Annotated in this window: 16 protein-coding genes; 8 read left to right on the forward strand and 8 right to left on the reverse strand. The window is 60.6% G+C overall.

Features of this window, described 5'->3' with window-relative positions; all coding sequences use genetic code 11:
• Positions 1-7: 7 nt before the first annotated feature.
• Entirely contained in the window at positions 8-208 is a 201-nt protein-coding gene (locus tag CDO73_RS07610) for a copper ion binding protein (RefSeq protein WP_088487925.1), read from the forward strand.
• 104 nt (positions 209-312) lie between these two features.
• A complete protein-coding gene (locus CDO73_RS07615) occupies positions 313-3,012 on the forward strand; it encodes a heavy metal translocating P-type ATPase (RefSeq protein WP_088487926.1) in 2,700 nt (899 codons plus the stop codon).
• A 158-nt stretch (positions 3,013-3,170) separates the two neighbouring features.
• On the opposite strand, the gene CDO73_RS07620 is transcribed toward CDO73_RS07615, so the two are convergent.
• Positions 3,171-3,374 (reverse strand): hypothetical protein, encoded by a 204-nt coding sequence (locus CDO73_RS07620; protein ID WP_088487927.1) that lies wholly within the window; start codon positions 3,372-3,374, stop codon positions 3,171-3,173.
• 287 nt (positions 3,375-3,661) lie between these two features.
• Between CDO73_RS07620 and CDO73_RS07625 the strand changes: the two genes are divergently transcribed.
• Positions 3,662-4,582, forward strand: a complete 921-nt coding sequence (locus tag CDO73_RS07625; RefSeq protein WP_088487928.1) for a hypothetical protein — start codon at positions 3,662-3,664, stop codon at positions 4,580-4,582.
• A gap of 580 nt (positions 4,583-5,162) precedes the next feature.
• Here CDO73_RS07625 and CDO73_RS07635 read toward each other — a convergent pair.
• Complete coding sequence (locus CDO73_RS07635; protein WP_088487976.1) at positions 5,163-5,582, reverse strand: universal stress protein; 420 nt, start codon at positions 5,580-5,582, stop codon at positions 5,163-5,165.
• Between the two features lie 306 nt (positions 5,583-5,888).
• Here CDO73_RS07635 and nfsA point away from each other — a divergent pair, with 306 nt between their 5' ends.
• Complete coding sequence (gene nfsA / locus CDO73_RS07640) at positions 5,889-6,638, forward strand: oxygen-insensitive NADPH nitroreductase (protein ID WP_088487977.1); 750 nt, start codon at positions 5,889-5,891, stop codon at positions 6,636-6,638.
• A gap of 132 nt (positions 6,639-6,770) precedes the next feature.
• On the opposite strand, the gene CDO73_RS07645 is transcribed toward nfsA, so the two are convergent.
• Complete coding sequence (locus CDO73_RS07645; protein WP_088487930.1) at positions 6,771-7,397, reverse strand: nitroreductase family protein; 627 nt, start codon at positions 7,395-7,397, stop codon at positions 6,771-6,773.
• A gap of 182 nt (positions 7,398-7,579) precedes the next feature.
• On the opposite strand from CDO73_RS07645, the gene CDO73_RS07650 reads away from it, so the two are divergent.
• The gene (locus tag CDO73_RS07650) at positions 7,580-7,969 is read left to right on the forward strand and encodes a winged helix-turn-helix transcriptional regulator (RefSeq protein WP_088487931.1); all 390 of its coding nucleotides are present in this window, start codon (positions 7,580-7,582) and stop codon (positions 7,967-7,969) included.
• 73 nt (positions 7,970-8,042) lie between these two features.
• Complete coding sequence (locus CDO73_RS07655; protein WP_179218618.1) at positions 8,043-8,987, forward strand: serine/threonine protein kinase; 945 nt, start codon at positions 8,043-8,045, stop codon at positions 8,985-8,987.
• A gap of 123 nt (positions 8,988-9,110) precedes the next feature.
• Here CDO73_RS07655 and CDO73_RS07660 read toward each other — a convergent pair whose 3' ends face one another.
• Entirely contained in the window at positions 9,111-9,323 is a 213-nt protein-coding gene (locus CDO73_RS07660) for a hypothetical protein (RefSeq protein ID WP_088487933.1), read from the reverse strand.
• A gap of 421 nt (positions 9,324-9,744) precedes the next feature.
• On the opposite strand from CDO73_RS07660, the gene CDO73_RS07670 reads away from it, so the two are divergent.
• Together CDO73_RS07670 and CDO73_RS07675 are read left to right on the forward strand one after the other, a co-directional pair.
• On the forward strand, positions 9,745-10,563 hold the full coding sequence (locus tag CDO73_RS07670) for a purine-nucleoside phosphorylase (RefSeq protein WP_088487935.1): 819 nt from the start codon (positions 9,745-9,747) through the stop codon (positions 10,561-10,563).
• Between the two features lie 532 nt (positions 10,564-11,095).
• A complete protein-coding gene (locus CDO73_RS07675) occupies positions 11,096-12,784 on the forward strand; it encodes an ABC transporter ATP-binding protein (protein WP_088487936.1) in 1,689 nt (562 codons plus the stop codon).
• A 127-nt stretch (positions 12,785-12,911) separates the two neighbouring features.
• Here CDO73_RS07675 and CDO73_RS07680 read toward each other — a convergent pair whose 3' ends face one another.
• The 4 genes from CDO73_RS07680 to CDO73_RS07695 form a co-directional block, all read right to left on the reverse strand.
• Complete coding sequence (locus tag CDO73_RS07680) at positions 12,912-13,736, reverse strand: TatD family hydrolase (protein ID WP_088487937.1); 825 nt, start codon at positions 13,734-13,736, stop codon at positions 12,912-12,914.
• 521 nt (positions 13,737-14,257) lie between these two features.
• Positions 14,258-15,136 (reverse strand): ABC transporter ATP-binding protein, encoded by an 879-nt coding sequence (locus CDO73_RS07685; protein WP_088487938.1) that lies wholly within the window; start codon positions 15,134-15,136, stop codon positions 14,258-14,260.
• Positions 15,133-15,933, reverse strand: a complete 801-nt coding sequence (locus CDO73_RS07690; protein ID WP_088487939.1) for an ABC transporter permease — start codon at positions 15,931-15,933, stop codon at positions 15,133-15,135. The genes CDO73_RS07685 and CDO73_RS07690 overlap by 4 nt, the downstream gene beginning before the upstream one ends.
• Positions 15,930-16,229, reverse strand: coding sequence for a thiamine-binding protein (locus CDO73_RS07695; RefSeq protein WP_088487940.1), 300 nt, complete (start codon positions 16,227-16,229; stop codon positions 15,930-15,932). The genes CDO73_RS07690 and CDO73_RS07695 overlap by 4 nt, the downstream gene beginning before the upstream one ends.
• Between the last annotated feature and the right edge of the window lie 17 nt (positions 16,230-16,246).

A 16,246-nucleotide genomic window follows, 5' to 3' on the forward strand; every position in this document is an offset into this window, starting at 1 on the left:
ATTACCCATGCAAACCGCAACGCTGAACGTCGAAGGAATGTCCTGCAACCACTGCGTCAAAGCCGTCGAAGGCGCCGTCCAAGAAGCCGGAGCCGAAGGCAAAGTCGATCTGGGAGCCAAAACGGTCGACGTTTCGTACGACGAAGCCAAAGTCAGCTTGGACGCGATCAAAGCGGCGATCGAAGATCAAGGCTACGATATCGTCTGATTCGAGTCGCGAGGCGAAGTCCGGGCGATACTTGCAGAAGCTTCGACCGGACTTTTTATCGGATTAAATTATACCCCTAAGGGGTATCTGAGGAGGTGTTCGGGATGCCTGCGCATACCGAAACCAAAGAAACCGCGCCGTCCGCTCCCGAACGGGCAAGAACGCAGCAGGCGACGCTTCAGATCGGCGGCATGACCTGCGCGGCTTGCTCGAACCGGATCGAAAAAGGGCTGAGCCGCATGCCCGGCGTCGCGGGAGCGAACGTCAATCTGGCGCTGGAAAAAGCGTCGGTCGATTACGATCCGAAAGAGACCGGACTTGCGGAGATCGAACGCAAGATCGAATCGCTCGGCTATACGACCGTCAAAGAGTCGTCGGAATTCGATATTACCGGCATGACCTGCGCCGCCTGTTCGGCCCGGATCGAAAAAGGGCTGAACCGCATGCCCGGCGTGTTAAGCGCCAGCGTCAATCTGGCGCTGGAGACGGCGCATGTGGAATACTCGCCGGGCGCGATGACTCCGGCGGACATCATGCGCAAAGTGCAGCAGCTCGGCTACGAAGCCAAACTCAAAGAAGAAGGCAAACCGCGCGATCGCGGCGGCGAAGAACGCAAGCGCGTCGTGCGCCTGCTGATCTCCGCGCTGCTGTCGCTGCCGCTGCTGTGGGCGATGGCCGGGCATTTCTCGTTCACGTCGTTCCTCTACGTGCCGGAACTGCTGATGAACCCGTGGTTCCAGCTCGCGCTGGCGACGCCGGTACAGCTCGTGATCGGCTGGCCGTTCTACGTCGGAGCTTACAAAGCGCTGCGCAACCGCAGCGCCAATATGGACGTGCTGGTAGCGCTCGGCACGTCGGCCGCGTATTTCTACAGCCTGTATCTGACGATCGCGTGGGCGGCCGCCGGCGGATCTTCCGATATGGCGGGGATGGAAGGCATGGCCGGACACGGACTGCCGGAACTCTACTTCGAGACCAGCGCCGTGCTGATCACGCTGATCCTCGTCGGCAAATGGTTCGAAGCGCGCGCGAAGGGGCGCTCGTCCGAAGCGATCCGCAGCCTGATGGGTCTTCAGGCGAAAACGGCCATCGTCGTTCGCGACGGCGCCGAGACCGAAATTCCGGTCGAGGACGTGCTGCCCGGCGACATCGTTCGGGTACGGCCGGGCGAGAAGATTCCCGTCGACGGCGTCGTGACCGAAGGGCGCTCCTCCGTCGACGAGTCGATGCTCACCGGCGAGAGCCTGCCGGCGGAGAAGGAACCGGGGTCGCCCGTCACGGGGGCGACGATCAACAAGAACGGCGCGCTCTTGATGCGCGCGACGAAGGTCGGCCGCGACACGATGCTGTCGCAGATCGTCCGCGTCGTCGAAGAGGCGCAGGGCTCCAAAGCGCCGATCCAGCGCATGGCGGACGTGATCTCCGGCATCTTCGTGCCGATCGTGGTAGGCATCGCGGCGATCACGTTCCTGATCTGGTATTTCGGCGTACAGCCGGGCGCTTTCTCCGAAGCGCTGGAGAAAGCGATCGCCGTGCTGGTCATCGCCTGTCCGTGCGCGCTCGGGCTGGCGACCCCGACGTCCATCATGGCGGGATCGGGCCGGGCGGCGGAGTTCGGCATTCTGTTCAAGGGCGGCGAGCATCTCGAAGCGGCCCAGCAGGTCGATACCGTCGTGCTGGACAAGACCGGCACGGTCACCAAAGGCAAGCCGGAACTGACGGACGTCGTCGTCTATGAAGGCGGGAACGGATGGTCCGCGGCGCAAGGAATCGAAGAGCGGAGCGCGGGAACCGCGGGCATCGCCGAGGCGGCGAACGCTGCCGGAGCGATCGGCGGCGCTTCCTCCGAACCGCAGGAACGGTTCGAGAATACGGCTGCGGTTGCCTCGGCGGAACGGCGCGCCGATTCGGATACCTCTTCGGCTTCGGCGGTTTCGGCCGCTTCCGCCGAACAACGCCTGCTCGCGCTGGTCGGCGCGGCGGAGAACGCGTCCGAGCACCCGCTTGCCGAAGCGCTGGTGCGCGGGATCGGCGAGCGCGGCGTGAAGCTGCCGCAGGCCGACAGCTTCGAATCGATGCCGGGCTACGGCATCCGCGCCGTCGTCGGCGGCGCGGAAGTGCTGGTCGGCACGCGCCGCCTGCTGCAAGAGCGCGGCATCGACGCGGCGGCCGCGCTCCCCGATATGGAGCGCCTAGAGAGCGAAGGCAAGACGGCTATGCTCGTCGCCGTCGAAGGCCGGCTGGCCGGCACGGTCGCGGTCGCCGACACGCTCAAAGACACGTCGCCGGAGGCGATTCGCCGACTGCGCGGCATGGGCCTGCGCGTCATGATGATCACCGGCGACAACGCGGCGACGGCGCGCGCCATCGCGAAGAAGGCCGGCATCGACGAAGCCGACGTCCTCGCGGAAGTGCTGCCGGAGGGCAAAGCCTCCGAAGTGAAGAAGCTCCAAGAGCAGGGCCGCAAAGTCGCCATGGTCGGCGACGGCATCAACGACGCTCCCGCGCTCGCGACCGCCGATACCGGCATGGCGATCGGCACGGGCACCGACGTGGCGATGGAAGCCGCCGACATCACGCTGATGCGCGGCGATCTGAACAGCATCGCCGACGCGATCGAGATGAGCCGCCGCACGATGCGCAATATCCGCCAGAACCTGTTCTGGGCGCTGGCTTACAACGTGATCGGCATTCCGATCGCCGCCGCCGGTTTTCTGGCTCCGTGGCTGGCCGGCGCCGCGATGGCGTTCAGTTCCGTCTCGGTCGTGCTGAACGCGCTGCGTTTGCAGCGGGTGAAGCTCTAAGCATGCGGGGTGACGGCAGCGCGGAAGCGAGTCTGTAAGCTTAGTCTTGACGACTGCCGAAGCCCGACTTTCGTCTTACAGCCTCCTTTTTGCACCGATTTGCCGAACCGGACACGGAAGTTGTAGAAAGTGCAAGATTTTGACCCGACAAAGGCCGTTTAGCCGAGAGAAGTTGCAGAAAATGCAGCTTCTTCCTCGCTAAACGGCCTTTTCTGATCGATTCGCACCCATAACCTTGCAGAAACTGCAACATCCGCATCGGAAAAGGCCGGCGAACGTGCAGCATGCTGCAGCATATACCACTTGCCGGCCTGCGAAAGACCGTCCGCCCATCGCGCCGTGTCGGCCCGCAAGGGAACCATTCGATCTTCTCTTCACGCCTCTGCGCCGTTCCCGCCAGACGATCGCCAGCTCTCCGATCCCCGCGCCGCTGAGCCGTTCCCGCAGCGCGATCGTCCGGGCTCGCTCTCGCTTCGGCCGCATCCCGAACCGCTCCCCGATTTTCCTCGAAAGAAAAATCCGAAATTTCGAGTCGATTTCCGTCTTGGCGCGTATACTAGGCAAAAGAAGATGTATCCGGTTGCATAACCGGTCGACCCGTAACGAACAAGATTCGCCCATAGATCCGCACTTAAGGAGGACTTATCCTATGAATACAACGCAAAATCGCGCACGCAAAAAAATACCGGCTTTAGCGGCTATGGCGCTGATGACCGCGCTCACCGGTTCGATCCTGCCCGCTTCGGCTTCCGCCGCGGCCGCGGCGCCGGCGGCGCAGACCAGCCCGACCGCGGCGTTCAACAAGCTGGCCGCCGCCGGAAACGTATCCGGCATGTGGGCGTTTATCGAATCCCGCGCGTCTTCGGCTTCGCAGGCGACGGTCACGGTCTGGCTGCGCAGTCTGGAAGCCGCGCAGAACAAACGTCTGGGCTCGCTCGAAGAAGAATTGGCCGCCGAGAAAGTGCAGGACGCGCTGATGAACGCCGATCTGTACGAACGCGCCGATTGGACGAAAGGAAAGCGCACCGGAGTCGCGCAGGCGGACAAACTGCTCGACGAGATCACGAGTCAAGGCTACGTGCTGGATACCACCGAGGGGTATTATTTCCCCAAGATCGATTACGAACGGTATCTGAAATACGCCAAAAGAGTCACTCCGCGTTATGCCGAATATCTGACCGTTCGCGTGGACGATACCCGCAGCGAGATGACCAAAGACGCGGGGCTGATCATCACGTGGCAGGAATTGACGCAGAGAGCGGAGCGCCAAAGCCGGTATCTGAAAAAATATCCGAATACGCCGGAGACCAAAGCCGTCGAAGACATGTATGCGCAATCGCTCTATATCGCGTTGTACGGCACGGATAACGTTCCGTTGTTCGATTACGATACCCAAGTGATGGACTATCAGGCGCGCAAAGCTTTTCAAAAGCATCTCGCGCTGAAAACCGATTCTCCTTTTTCGCAGACGCTTAGAAGTTACATGAAAATCTTGGAGAAAAGCAGCTTCAAACTCAGCAAAGCGGCCCAAACGTTCCGCGACGCGCATAATCCGTGGGAGATTCGCTAGAAAACACGAGGCGACGCCGCTTGATCCGCAATGAAGTCGGAAATGTGACGGAAAAGTGTCGGCGCCTCTGGGTTTTCACCTATTTTTTCCAGAAAACATGAGTCAAAGCGGTACAGCAATGTTAAATATACAAAAAGCTAAGCCGATATGTAGGATAAGATCACGCGGGAGGAGAGAGAACATGAGCAGAAGCCGCCGGAAGCCTCAATCGAATTTACCGTTTGCCGCCGCCTTCGCGCTCATTCAGATGCTGCGCGATCCCGGGCAGCGAAGCGAAGAGCCTTTTGACGCACCTCGAAATGATAGCGCTTTACCGAAAGGAAGAAAAGAGTTGTCGTTTCGCGAAACGCAAGGACGGTTCGTCGAACCGTATGCGCCGTTCGAGACCGACTACTTGAGCGCCGCCGTTTCGAAACCGTTACCGAAACACGTCTCGCGCTTCTCCGGCATGCATGACGGGGGAGAAAAATGTTGAGTATGCGAATCAGGTTCAGACTTTATCGATACGCCGATTCGGCGCATGCCAGGACGAAGCAGATCGTCCGTACGCATGCGCCGAATTTTGTTTTTCGGACGAAATTCATTTGACGACCAGAACGGGACAGCTCGCGCGTTTGACCACTTTATGGCTGACGCTGCCGAGCACGAATTCCTGCAGCGCGTTCAAGCCTCGGCTTCCGATCACGATCAGGTCGATGCCGTTTTGGGCCGCGTACTGCACGACGGTCGGTCCGGGATCGCCTTGCACGATGGAAGAACGATAGGGAACCCGGCGTCCGCTCAGCAGTTCCAAGATCGGTTCCAGTCTCCGGCTGCGGTTCTGCTCCAGTTCGGCCTGACTCGAAGCGCGCATCACTTCTTCCCTGGCTTTGGCTTGATCGACCACGTACAGCACTTCGATCATCGCTTCGGGCATCAAGACCGCGAGCTTCGCCGCTTCTTCCGCGGCGCGCAGCGCGTTTTTTGATCCGTCCGCCGCGAGCAGAATTTTTTTGTACATGCTTCGTTCCTCCTCGACCGCCGGAATCGCATGCAAGACGGAATACCGGTGCGGCATATGGGTTCGGTTCTTGCTTATCCATTCTCCGTCGAACGGCCGACTCCTTTCGAGCGCCGTTTTTTCTTCGGAAAACGAGGCATCGGAGATCGCGGGGAACGCAAAGCATTCGGAGCTCCGGAAGGACTTCTCTTGCGCGCCGCCTCGCCGAGTTTCATAATAAGAACGATGCGGACCTCGATCTTCGCCCGCGAAGAAGGAATTCCGCAAGACCGATACCATTCGCTGCAGAAGAGAGGAAGATTGTCGATGAACGATACGATTTCCCTGATTATGAACCACCGTTCCGTGCGCAAATATAGCGATCGTCCCGTCAGCCAAGAACAACTGGAAGCGATCGTCGCTTCCGCTCAAATGGCTTCCAGTTCGAGCAACGTGCAAGCTTATACCGCCGTGGCCGTCACCGAGCCGGAGTTGAAAAATCGTCTGGCCGATCTTGCGGGCAGCCAAGCGTATATCCGCGAATGCCCGGTATTTCTCGTCTGGTGCGCCGATCTGTCCCGATTGAAAAAAGCGTCCGAGACGCACGCGCCGGAAGCCAAGTCGTACGAAGGCGCGGTCGAGAACTTCGTCGTGGCGACCGTCGATGCGGCGCTTGCGGCGCAGAACGCGGCCGTGGCGGCGGAATCGCTCGGACTCGGCATCGTCTATATCGGCGGTATCCGCAACGAGATCGAAGCGGTCTCCGAAGCGCTCGGACTGCCGGACTACGTCTACCCGATCTTCGGCATGTGCGTCGGCTATCCCGATCCGCAGCACGGGGCAGGCATACGTCCGCGTCTTCCGCTGGAAGCGGTGCTGCATATGAACGGTTACCGTCCGGAGCAGAACGAACGCGGCGTCGAAGCTTACGACGAGACTTCGGTCCGCTATCTCACCGAACGCACCGGCGGCCAGCGCACTTCGTCGTGGTCGCAGCAGATGGCCGGGAAGCTGACCTCGCCCGCCCGTTTGCAGTTGAAAGACTTTTTGGAGAGAAAAGGGTTCCTGAGCGAATAAGGCAAGCTCGCGCGCGAGCGACCCGAACGGCGGCGGAGCGTTCGGTTCGATCTGCCGATCGTACCGGATCGCTCTCCGTCCCATATTGCGCGCAGAGACTTGGGACGTTCGGATCTCGCGATCCGTTCGGCCTCAGCGAATCCGGTCTGTAAACAAGATCCGTTCGACCGGATGGCGCACCGTGCGGTGTCCTTCGCTCAGGCTTTTGCCGATCGCGATCAGCATGACGTCCGCAAAATGTTCCGGCAGTTCCAACGTTTCGCGAAGTTCCGCGGAATCGTAGCCGGACATGGTGAGCGTCTGGTATCCGGCTTCGTTGGCCAACAGGATCAGCGACATCGCGGCCAACGAAGCGTCGCGGGTCAGCTCGACGTTTAATTCTTCCGGCGTCCGCGCCTCGTAGTATCCGATCGCCGCGTTCGCCAGATTATCGCGCGTCGCCGCGTCGAAATAACCGAGAGCATGGCCGTCTTCCAGAATGCGCCGGATCTTGTCCGCTTCGAACGCGCGGCGATCGCCCAGCACGGCCACCAAAGCCGAAGCTTCGGTAACCGGCTTCTGACCGTTCGCGGCGGGGAGCAATCGGGCGCGCAGATCGGGATCGGCGATATGCAGATAACGGACGGCTTGAATATTGTTGCCGTTCGGAGAACGGCTGGCGCCGGCAATCCAAGCGGACAGCAGTTCGGGAGCAAGCGGAGCGGACGGGTCGAAATGGCGTACCGAACGCCGGCGGTTCAATAGATCTTGCATGGACATAAGAAGCCTCCTCTGCTCGGGGCCGGCCGCCGACGAGCGGCGTTCGCTCGGGATGACCGGCCCGGCGGTGTGTACGTTTCGGATTATAAGCGGCGTTCCGAGCGATGAAAATAACGCACAATGAAGTGGCTTAGCCACCTGAAGGTGCGTATCGGGGCGCGAAGCGGGAAGGAAGGAAACGGATGGAGAAACCGAATACCGGCATTAATATTTTTATGAACGCGCTCGGCGGCAAATGGAAATGCTTGATCTTGTTCCACGTCAGCAGACAGCCGGTGCGTACCAAAGACTTCTACGAACGGATTCCCGGCATCACGCAGAAAGTGCTGACCGAACAGCTCAAGCAGCTCGAAAAAGACGGGTTGATCCGCAGGGAACTGTTCCCGGAAGTGCCGCCCAGAGTCGAATACAGCCTGACGGAACTCGGCCGGACGTTCGTTCCCGTGCTGAACGCGATGTGCGAGTGGGGCTATCTCTATGCGGATGCCCGGCAGATCGAAAGCGTGTCCTGCTGCGAAGCCCCGGCCGAAGAATCGGACGAACCGAAACGGCAGCATACGATGCGTTCTTGATCGCCGAGCGCGAAGAGAAGCAGCCGTCCTTTTCCGGAAGAAGCGGGAACGACGACGAACGAAGGGGTGCAGGATGCTGGAATGGATCAAAGAATTTATCCGCGCTTGGCGCGATTACCCGATTCAGCCCGGACGAAGAATCGCCGGACGGTACGAGGTGATCGAATGGCTGGGCATGGGCAGTTACGGGTTGAGCTACCGCTGCATCGAGCGCCGGGAAAACGGCGAAAGCGCGGGCGAAGTGGCGCTTAAGCAGGCCAAACCGAGCCGCCGCCGCACGGCGGGAGCGCTGCTGACGAGAGAACGCGACGCGCTGCTGGCGATGGATCATCCGTTTATTCCGCGCTGCCGGGGCTTCTTCACGGAGATGCGCTGCGAGTGGCTGGCCGCCGATTACGTGCGCGGCCGGACGTTGGAGAATCTGATCTTCGAAGACGGCCGGATCTTCGACGAAGCCGACTGCCTGCGCTGGGCGCTGGAATTGTTCGACCGGATCGCGCATGTCCATTCGCGCGGCTACGTGCATCTCGATATTCGCATTCCGAACGTGATCATGAACGAAGACGGACTGCATCTGATCGACTTCGGCTTGGCCCGGCGAATCGGCGAGCACGAAGCGACGGACCCGGAAGGTTCGCCGCTGCCCAGCCGGATGCCCGCCAGAGTGGTCTCGGATCTGGAAGATGCCGCCCATCTGCTGCTGTACATGCTGTATTCCGGGTATACGCCGCCTGTCGGCCCGAGCGAGCCGAAGTCTGCCGCGTCCGCGGGAAGCGCCGCGAAGCGCAGGGCGTTCGGAGCGCACAGAGCCGCCGGGCTTACGTCGGACAGAAGCGGTTCGCGGGCAGAGCCCGTCGCGGGTTCTTCTTGGGAAAACGAATTGGCGCTCTCCGCGCCTACGGCCGCGCTGCTGCGCCGTCTGCTGCGTTTGGACGCGCCTTTTGCCGACGCGGCCGAAGCTTCCGAAGCGATTCGAAGCAGCTTGAACGTGCTGGAGCGAGCGAAAGCGGGCAATTGAGAGCCAAGGTCGAGCGATTCCGCGGCGGCCGCGCAAGACAAAAGGCCGTTCCCTCGTCATTAGACGTAGGGAACGGCCTTTCGGCGTCGCTCATGCCGGCAAGCGATGTTCGCATGCGGCGGATCAACTGGAGCTTCCGGACTTTCTTTTGTAATAGGAATGGCCGTGACGTCCATGTCCGCCGTGCCGGTGATCGGAAGACGAGGAGCGCGAATATCTCGGACGGTCGCTGCTGGAACCGTAATGACGGCCGCCTCGGCGGCTGCTGCTCGAACCGTGCCTGTGTCTCGAATGACCGGCGGAATGCGCGATCTTATCGACGATTTTTTTGAACATCTGAAATTCCTCCCTTATGAAGTTAGCCGCAACGCGAAGCGAACGTTTCGGCGATGACAAGTATACGGACGGAGCGGTTCGAGGTTTCAATCCGCGGGTTCGATCTGCTCCAATGTCCTTAAGGAATGTTACCCGCCGGGAGCAGGCGAGAACATTAGAATCTCATGAGAGCCGCGAAGGCGGAGTTGGCGGTTTACACCGAGCCGGTTCTCCCGGTACACTGGGGAAGCAAGCGTCCGCTGTCGGCGTCCGAATCAGGCTGCGGTCATAGACTAGACGCGTCGGCGGCCGAGATCATCGGATCGTCGGCAGGCAAGAACGCGTCGAAAGCAATCGCGCATGCCGGACAGGAAGAAACAAGCGCGGCAGCGGCAAGAGATCATTCGATCCGATCCGATAAGATAATCTGGGAGGCAGTTATATGCTGAAAATGCAAGAGATTCAGGAAGCGAAAGACTTTATCGCGGGGAAAACGCAGCACCGGCCGACGATCGGCCTGATTCTAGGTTCGGGACTGGGCACGCTCGCCGACGAGATCGAGAACGCGGTCGTCATTCCGTATTCGGAGATCCCGTATTTCGCCAAATCGGAAGCGGTCGGTCATGCCAACGAGCTGGTCATCGGCGAACTCAAAGGCAAAACCGTCGTCGCGATGAAAGGACGTTTCCATTATTACGAAGGCTTCACGCTCAAAGAAGTGACCTTCCCGGTTCGCGTCATGAAAGCGCTGGGCGTGGAAACGGTCATCGTGACGAACGCCTGCGGCGCCGTGAACACGAGCTTCAATCCGGGCGATCTCATGCTGATCACGGATCACCTGAATCTGGTCGGCAACAACCCGCTGATCGGACCGAACAACGACGAGCTGGGCGTGCGTTTCCCGGACGTGTCGCAGGTGTATAACCGCGAACTGCGCGAGATCGCGCTGCAAGTCGCCGAAGAACAAGGCATGTCGCTTCAGCAGGGCGTATACGCATGGTGGAGCGGTCCGGCTTACGAGACGCCTGCGGAGATCCGCATGATCCGCACGCTCGGCGGCGACGCCGTCGGCATGTCCACCGTGCCGGAAGCGCTGGTCGCCGTGCACGGCGGCATGAAAGTGTTGGGCATCTCCTGCCTGACCAACATGGCCTGCGGCATCCTCGATCAACCGCTGAACCACGAAGAAGTCATCGAAGTGGCGGCGCGGGTAAGAGAGAAGTTCGTAGGCTTGGTAAAAGGCGTATTGGAAAAGGCTTAAGCCGGAGCGGAACGGGACGGAAGCGCGCGGACAGGAAAGACTTCGCGCGTCAGATCGCGAAGTCGCGAAGTCGCAAGATCCGTCGGTGCCGGGAGGCCAAGCGGACGTCCGGCAATCTTGCGGGATAAGCACCTTTTCGAATAAGGCCGTAAACGGACTTATTCGGCCGCTATCGGCTGCGAAAATCGAAATAAGTCCATAAATCCGCTTATTTCGGACGAAAGTTCGATTCAAGCGTGAAACGACGTGATTTAAAAGGATATTTGGACTTATTTCGCAGAAAGCTTCGAAAAGCCGGAAAATAAGGGGAGATTTGCTCTTATTCGCTTTTCGGCCATGCCGAACACGGCGGTGAATTCGCCAAAACCCGGCCGCTTTGCGAAACTTCGTCCCGCTTCGTCCGCGCGGTTCGTTCTGCGTCTCGTTATGGTTTCATACCGGAATCCGGTTTGCCGGTTCAACCTTCGATCCTTTGAGGATCGAAGGTTTTTTTGTGCGCGCGAAAGTAAAAATCGATCAAGGAGGAGCAATCATGAATCCATTAACATTCGGAAACATCGTCAGACCGCTGCGCCGAGAAGTATCGATGATCGCGTTATGCGTCGCGGCAGGAATAAGCGCCGCAGGTCTGAATCTGTCGAGACCTTGGCTGCTCGGCCGAATCGTCGGCGAACTGGTTCGGTCGGACCCTGGAGATCGGGTGCCGGGATACGTGGGATTCTATCTGGGGAGTTGGATTCTGAGCTGGATGACGGGGCTGTTGATTCGCTTCGCGAGCGCGAAAGTCGAACAGCGTGTCCTGCTGAACTTGAGGATCGGGGTGCTGACGCATCTGTTAAGTTTGCCGCCGGCGGAGAGCGAACGGCAGTCTCAAGGCAAGATCCAAGCCTATGTTTCTTCCGACCTGCCCGCTTGGTCCCGATTGTACGGGACCGTGCTGACGCAGGCCGTTCATGCGGCGGTTCAGTTCGTCGGCGCCGCGATCGCGTTGACGAGTTTCGATGCGGGCCTGACTTGGAGCGTGCTGCCTTTTCTGCTGTTGGGATCGGCTGCGCCGCTGTTGATCTCGCGGGCGTTGATCCGAGTCAACCGTTCGGCGCAGGATGCGGTTTCCGATATGCTGGAGACGCTGGCCGGGCTGACCCGGGGAGCGGTCGATCTGATCGCGCTTCGAACGGAGGACTGGGGAATTCGGCGTTTCCGCGAGTCCGGCGCACGCGCGGGGAAGGCCGAGCTCAGACGTACGACGGCGCAAGGGATCATGCAGATCTTCGGGGCTTGTTCGGAAGTCGGAGCTTACGTTCTGGTGCTTTCGATCGGAGGAAGCAAAGTATTGAACGGCGAGCTGGAGATCGGGGAACTGGTCGGTTTCTTGGCCGCGATCGAGCTGATTTTCTTTCCGGCGCGAAATGCCGGCGATCTGGCGACGACGATTCAAAGTTCGCTTGCGTCCGCCGCGCGCGTGCTGGAGTTCCGATCGATTCCGGTGCGCCGGTCCGAAAAGTTTAACGACGGAGACCTGACGATTCGCGATTTGACTTTTCGTTATCCCGGTTCGGAACGGGATGCGATTCGTTCGGTAAACTGCACGATCCGGCAGGGCAGCACGGTCGTGATTCTGGGAGAAAGCGGTTCGGGCAAATCCACGTTCATCAAACTGCTGGCCGGATTATACGAACCGTCCGGCGGCAGGATCGAAGCCTCGGGTGCGGAAGAAGCCAAGCGCGCGTTCGTCCCGCAGGAACCGACGTTGTTCCCGGCAAGCGTCGCCGACAACCTGCGTTTAGGCCGCGCGATCGAACCGGAACGAATCAGGGAACTGGCCGAACGGTTCGATATGGATCATCGCCTGATTGGCCTGCCTGACGGCTACGACACGCCAATAGGCCATAACGGAGAAGGATTGTCGGGCGGACAGAAGCGGCGCGCGGCGCTGATTCGCGTGCTGCTCGCACCGGGAAATATGATGATCTTCGACGAACCGACATCCGGGTTGGATACAGAGAACGCGCAGCGGTTCTGGGATGCCGCTTCGAAAGCGGGCAGAGCGACCGTGATCGCGACGACGCATCGGCCGGAGGAAGCGCGGCATGCCGATCTGGTTCTCGTATTCCGTGAAGGAAGGTTGGCAGAGGCGGGTTCGCCGAATGAATTATTCGAGCAGAAAGGGATCTATTTCGATTTGATGCAACAATCGCAGCTAGAACGCCAGCGGCCTTGACGGGGTTCGGCGCAGAAGAGAACAAGCCGATGCAGCCGAAAAAGCGCCGGATACAGCGCCGGCGCAGTTCGGGTCGCAAGAAGACGGAGGCGGGTCGACGGCTTTCGGAGCTCGGTGCGCTCTGCGGTCAGCCGTAGAAACGCTCGGCGTTCGCCAGAAGGACGACCTGGGCTTCCGCTTCGCTTAAGCCCCGCAGCGCCGCCCATTCGCGGCAGACGTCTGCCGTCATGGACGGATGCGTAGCCTGTCCGGCGAACGGACCTTCGAACGGCCACGGGCCGTCGGTCTCGCTCATGACCCGGTCCGCCGGATAGCGAAGAGCCAATTCGCGGATCTCGTCTTCGTACAGAATGTCGGGCGTGAAGGAGATCGAATACCCCGACGCGATCATGCGCTCCACCGTCTCGGCGGAGCCTTTGAACCAATGGAAATGCGCGCGCCGCACGCCGTGGCGCTCCAACAGGTCGCATGCCGTGTCGGCATCTTCGTACACCGCATGCAGCACGATCGGCAGATCGTGCCGCGCGGCGAAAACGACGAAGCGCTCCAACAGGCGGACGTAGCCCGCCTCGTCCAGCGCCTCGCCCCGCTCGGCCGCTTCCTGCCGACTGTAGTACGGCAGCCCGACCTCGCCGACCGCGACCATCGGCCGCGGCGCGCCTTCCGCGGCTGCGGCTTCGCCGAGGGCCGTTCGCCTCTCCATCCAGGCGAACAGCGCCTCCTCTTCCTCGGCACTCGGAAGAGGCTGCTCGGGGTGGAACCCGTAAGCCGGGCGCACGAGGCCCGGATACTGCCGCGCCAGCCGCTCGGTCCGGCGGGCGGATTCCAGATTCATGGAGACGGCGACGACGTACGCCCCGCCGGCGCTTCGGAACTCGCGAAGCATGCGCTCCGCTTCTTCCGGCGCGTACTGTTCCAGATGGATATGGGTATCGGCGAATAAGCCGGACATGACATCACCTGACCTTTGTGTTTGTTAGCGTCGGCCGCGATGTGAATCGCGGCTGTGCGGGCCTCACGCGGTGCAGCGCACGAACGGGTTTACCGGATGCATAGGAGCAGGCGATTCAGCTTGCTGTACGGAGCGGCGGAAGCGAGATCGAACGTAACGGAACGTAGCGACTCTTAGAAGCTGAAATTTGCTACTTTCGATTCCTAACGGAACCAGATGACGCTTAAAGGGGGAAAAGCAGTGATTTCGCCACCCAAACCCCGATTTTTCGCGGCTAAGCGCCTCCTCGTTCCGTTAGAAATCGGAGAGGGGCAAAAAAGGCGCTCTAAAGGAATGACGTTCCGTTAGCATTCGGGCGAACGAGCGAATCGTGGAGCGCTGCTGCTGGCGATAGCAGCGAACAACTGGGAGCCCTTTGCAAGCTGTTCTCTTCACGCTTCCGAGTACGCGGCTTCCCGATCTGCTCGGTCAATGGACTCGAAAGCTCAGCGCGCTCGCTCGCAAGCGATCTGTCTCGCCGCTCACTCGCTTCTTTTCCCCCGATTCTTCCGCTGCTCTTCTTTCATCAGCCCGGTCAGTTCGCGGCGCAGCGCGAGGAACTCCGGCGATTCGGCGATCTCTTCGCGCCGGGGACGGGGGAACGGAACTTCGATCCGCCGAAGCACGGACGAAGGACGGCCGGACAAGACGTAGATCGCGTCCGACAGCAGCAGCGCTTCTTCGATATGGTGGGTGACGAACAGCACGGAGCGGCGCGTCTCTTCCCAGATATCCAGCAGCCAAGCCTGCATCTCGCTGCGGGTAAAAGCATCCAGCGCGCTGAACGGCTCGTCCAAGCACATCAATCCGTGCGGGCTGAGCAGGGCGCGCACGAACGCGGCGCGCTGCTGCATGCCGCCGGACAGCGTATGCGGGTAGGCCTGCTCGAAGCCGGACAGCCCCGCGCGCGCCATCCAGCGCCGCGCTTCTTCGAGCGATTCGCGCCTCGGCGCGCCGCTTACTTCGCGGTCGAGGACGACGTTCTCTTCGATCGTGCGCCACGGGAACAAGGCCGGCTGCTGCGGCATGTAGCCGATATGGCCGCGTTCGCCGTTGATGATCCGGCCGTCCAGCCGGATCTCGCCGTCATCCGGCCGGAGCAGGCCGCCGATCAGATGGAACAAAGTGCTTTTGCCCGAACCGGACGGGCCGATCAGGCTGACGAATTCGCCTTCGCGCACCTGAAGCGAGGCGCCGTCGATCACCGGCAGCGGCTTGCGTTTGCTGCCGAACGACTTGCGAACGCCGTCCAGCTCCAGCTTCACCGGAGCGAGGGCAGAGGCGTCGCTTCCGACAGCGCGGCCGGGACCCGGCGTCTCGGCCGCGCCTTCGCGTGTCTTTTTCCCCGTATAGACGTTCATCGCGTTTCTCCTCCTTCTTCCTGTCCGCTTCGGCGTCCGCCGCGAATCACCAGCTTCTCGATCAGCGTCACCAGCAGGAAGAGCAGCAGGCTCAGCGCCACGATGATCGCGATCGCCACGAAGATCCGATCGGTGCGGAAAGCGGATTTTTGCAGGATCATGTAATACCCGATGCCTTTCTGCGCGCCGATCCATTCGGCGATGACCGCGCCCATCACGCTGTACGTCGCGGCGATGCGCAGTCCCGAGAACAAGGACGGCAGGGCGTGCGGGAACTCCAATTTGCGGAAGATTTGCAGGCGGTTCGCGCCGATCATTCGCATATAGTTCAGCATGGTGCGGTCCGTCTGCGCGAATCCGTCCATCGCGGATACCGCAACGGGGAAAAAGCACACGAGCGTGATCACGATGATCTTCGGCAGCAGGCCGAACCCGAACCAGATCATGAGCAGCGGCGCCAGCGCGATCGTCGGCACGTTCTGGCTCAGGATCAATAGAGGATACAGCGCGGATTTGAGCAGAGGCACGAGATGCAGCGCGCAGGCGACGATGATGCCGACAGCCGACCCGATGGCGAAGCCGATCAGGGTCAATTGCAGCGTGGACAGCGTATGATCCCAGAGCGAACCGGCGCTGCGCGACGCTTCCTGCGCGATCACGGACGGCGAAGGCAGAATCCACGTCTCGATATGGAACATCCGGACCGCCGACTCCCACAGCCCGATAAACAAGAGGACCGCCACAAAGGGCGGCCAGAACGAACGAAACCAGCGATTCAGGGTCGTTTGCGGACTCATGGACGGTATTTGGCGGTCAGACGCTCCATGCTGATGCCGTCTTGACTCGGGTAATGCGCGATCTTGATCTGGGAAATGACGCTCGGCGCGCCGGCTTCGGTCAGCGCTTCATGCATCTGCCGCACGATCTCCAGCAGCTCGGGCAGTTCGCCTTCGAGCGTCGTTTCCAGCGCGTGCACTTCGTGTTTGACGCCGGAGCGCTGAATCACTTCGATCGCTTTGTCGACGTAAGGAATCGAATCTTCGCCGTTCGGAGTCTTCGGAATCACTTGAATGCTGAGCAAGGTGGTAGCCATAATCTCTCTTCCTTTCG

Source organism: Saccharibacillus sp. O23 (assembly GCF_002205895.1).
Taxonomy (GTDB): Bacteria; Bacillota; Bacilli; order Paenibacillales; family Paenibacillaceae; genus Saccharibacillus.

Bases quoted from the DNA above. Each gene is read 5' to 3' on its own strand.
- CDO73_RS07620 (WP_088487927.1), bottom strand. From the start codon at position 3,374: ATGGTTCCCTTGCGGGCCGACACGGCGCGATGGGCGGACGGTCTTTCG.
- CDO73_RS07645 (WP_088487930.1), bottom strand. From the start codon at position 7,397: ATGTCCATGCAAGATCTATTGAACCGCCGGCGTTCGGTACGCCATTTC.
- CDO73_RS07675 (WP_088487936.1), top strand. From the start codon at position 11,096: ATGAATCCATTAACATTCGGAAACATCGTCAGACCGCTGCGCCGAGAA.
- CDO73_RS07610 (WP_088487925.1), top strand. From the start codon at position 8: ATGCAAACCGCAACGCTGAACGTCGAAGGAATGTCCTGCAACCACTGC.
- CDO73_RS07670 (WP_088487935.1), top strand. From the start codon at position 9,745: ATGCTGAAAATGCAAGAGATTCAGGAAGCGAAAGACTTTATCGCGGGG.
- CDO73_RS07695 (WP_088487940.1), bottom strand. From the start codon at position 16,229: ATGGCTACCACCTTGCTCAGCATTCAAGTGATTCCGAAGACTCCGAAC.
- CDO73_RS07655 (WP_179218618.1), top strand. From the start codon at position 8,043: ATGCTGGAATGGATCAAAGAATTTATCCGCGCTTGGCGCGATTACCCG.
- CDO73_RS07680 (WP_088487937.1), bottom strand. From the start codon at position 13,736: ATGTCCGGCTTATTCGCCGATACCCATATCCATCTGGAACAGTACGCG.
- nfsA (WP_088487977.1), top strand. From the start codon at position 5,889: ATGAACGATACGATTTCCCTGATTATGAACCACCGTTCCGTGCGCAAA.
- CDO73_RS07615 (WP_088487926.1), top strand. From the start codon at position 313: ATGCCTGCGCATACCGAAACCAAAGAAACCGCGCCGTCCGCTCCCGAA.
- CDO73_RS07690 (WP_088487939.1), bottom strand. From the start codon at position 15,933: ATGAGTCCGCAAACGACCCTGAATCGCTGGTTTCGTTCGTTCTGGCCG.
- CDO73_RS07660 (WP_088487933.1), bottom strand. From the start codon at position 9,323: ATGTTCAAAAAAATCGTCGATAAGATCGCGCATTCCGCCGGTCATTCG.
- CDO73_RS07650 (WP_088487931.1), top strand. From the start codon at position 7,580: ATGGAGAAACCGAATACCGGCATTAATATTTTTATGAACGCGCTCGGC.
- CDO73_RS07635 (WP_088487976.1), bottom strand. From the start codon at position 5,582: ATGTACAAAAAAATTCTGCTCGCGGCGGACGGATCAAAAAACGCGCTG.
- CDO73_RS07685 (WP_088487938.1), bottom strand. From the start codon at position 15,136: ATGAACGTCTATACGGGGAAAAAGACACGCGAAGGCGCGGCCGAGACG.
- CDO73_RS07625 (WP_088487928.1), top strand. From the start codon at position 3,662: ATGAATACAACGCAAAATCGCGCACGCAAAAAAATACCGGCTTTAGCG.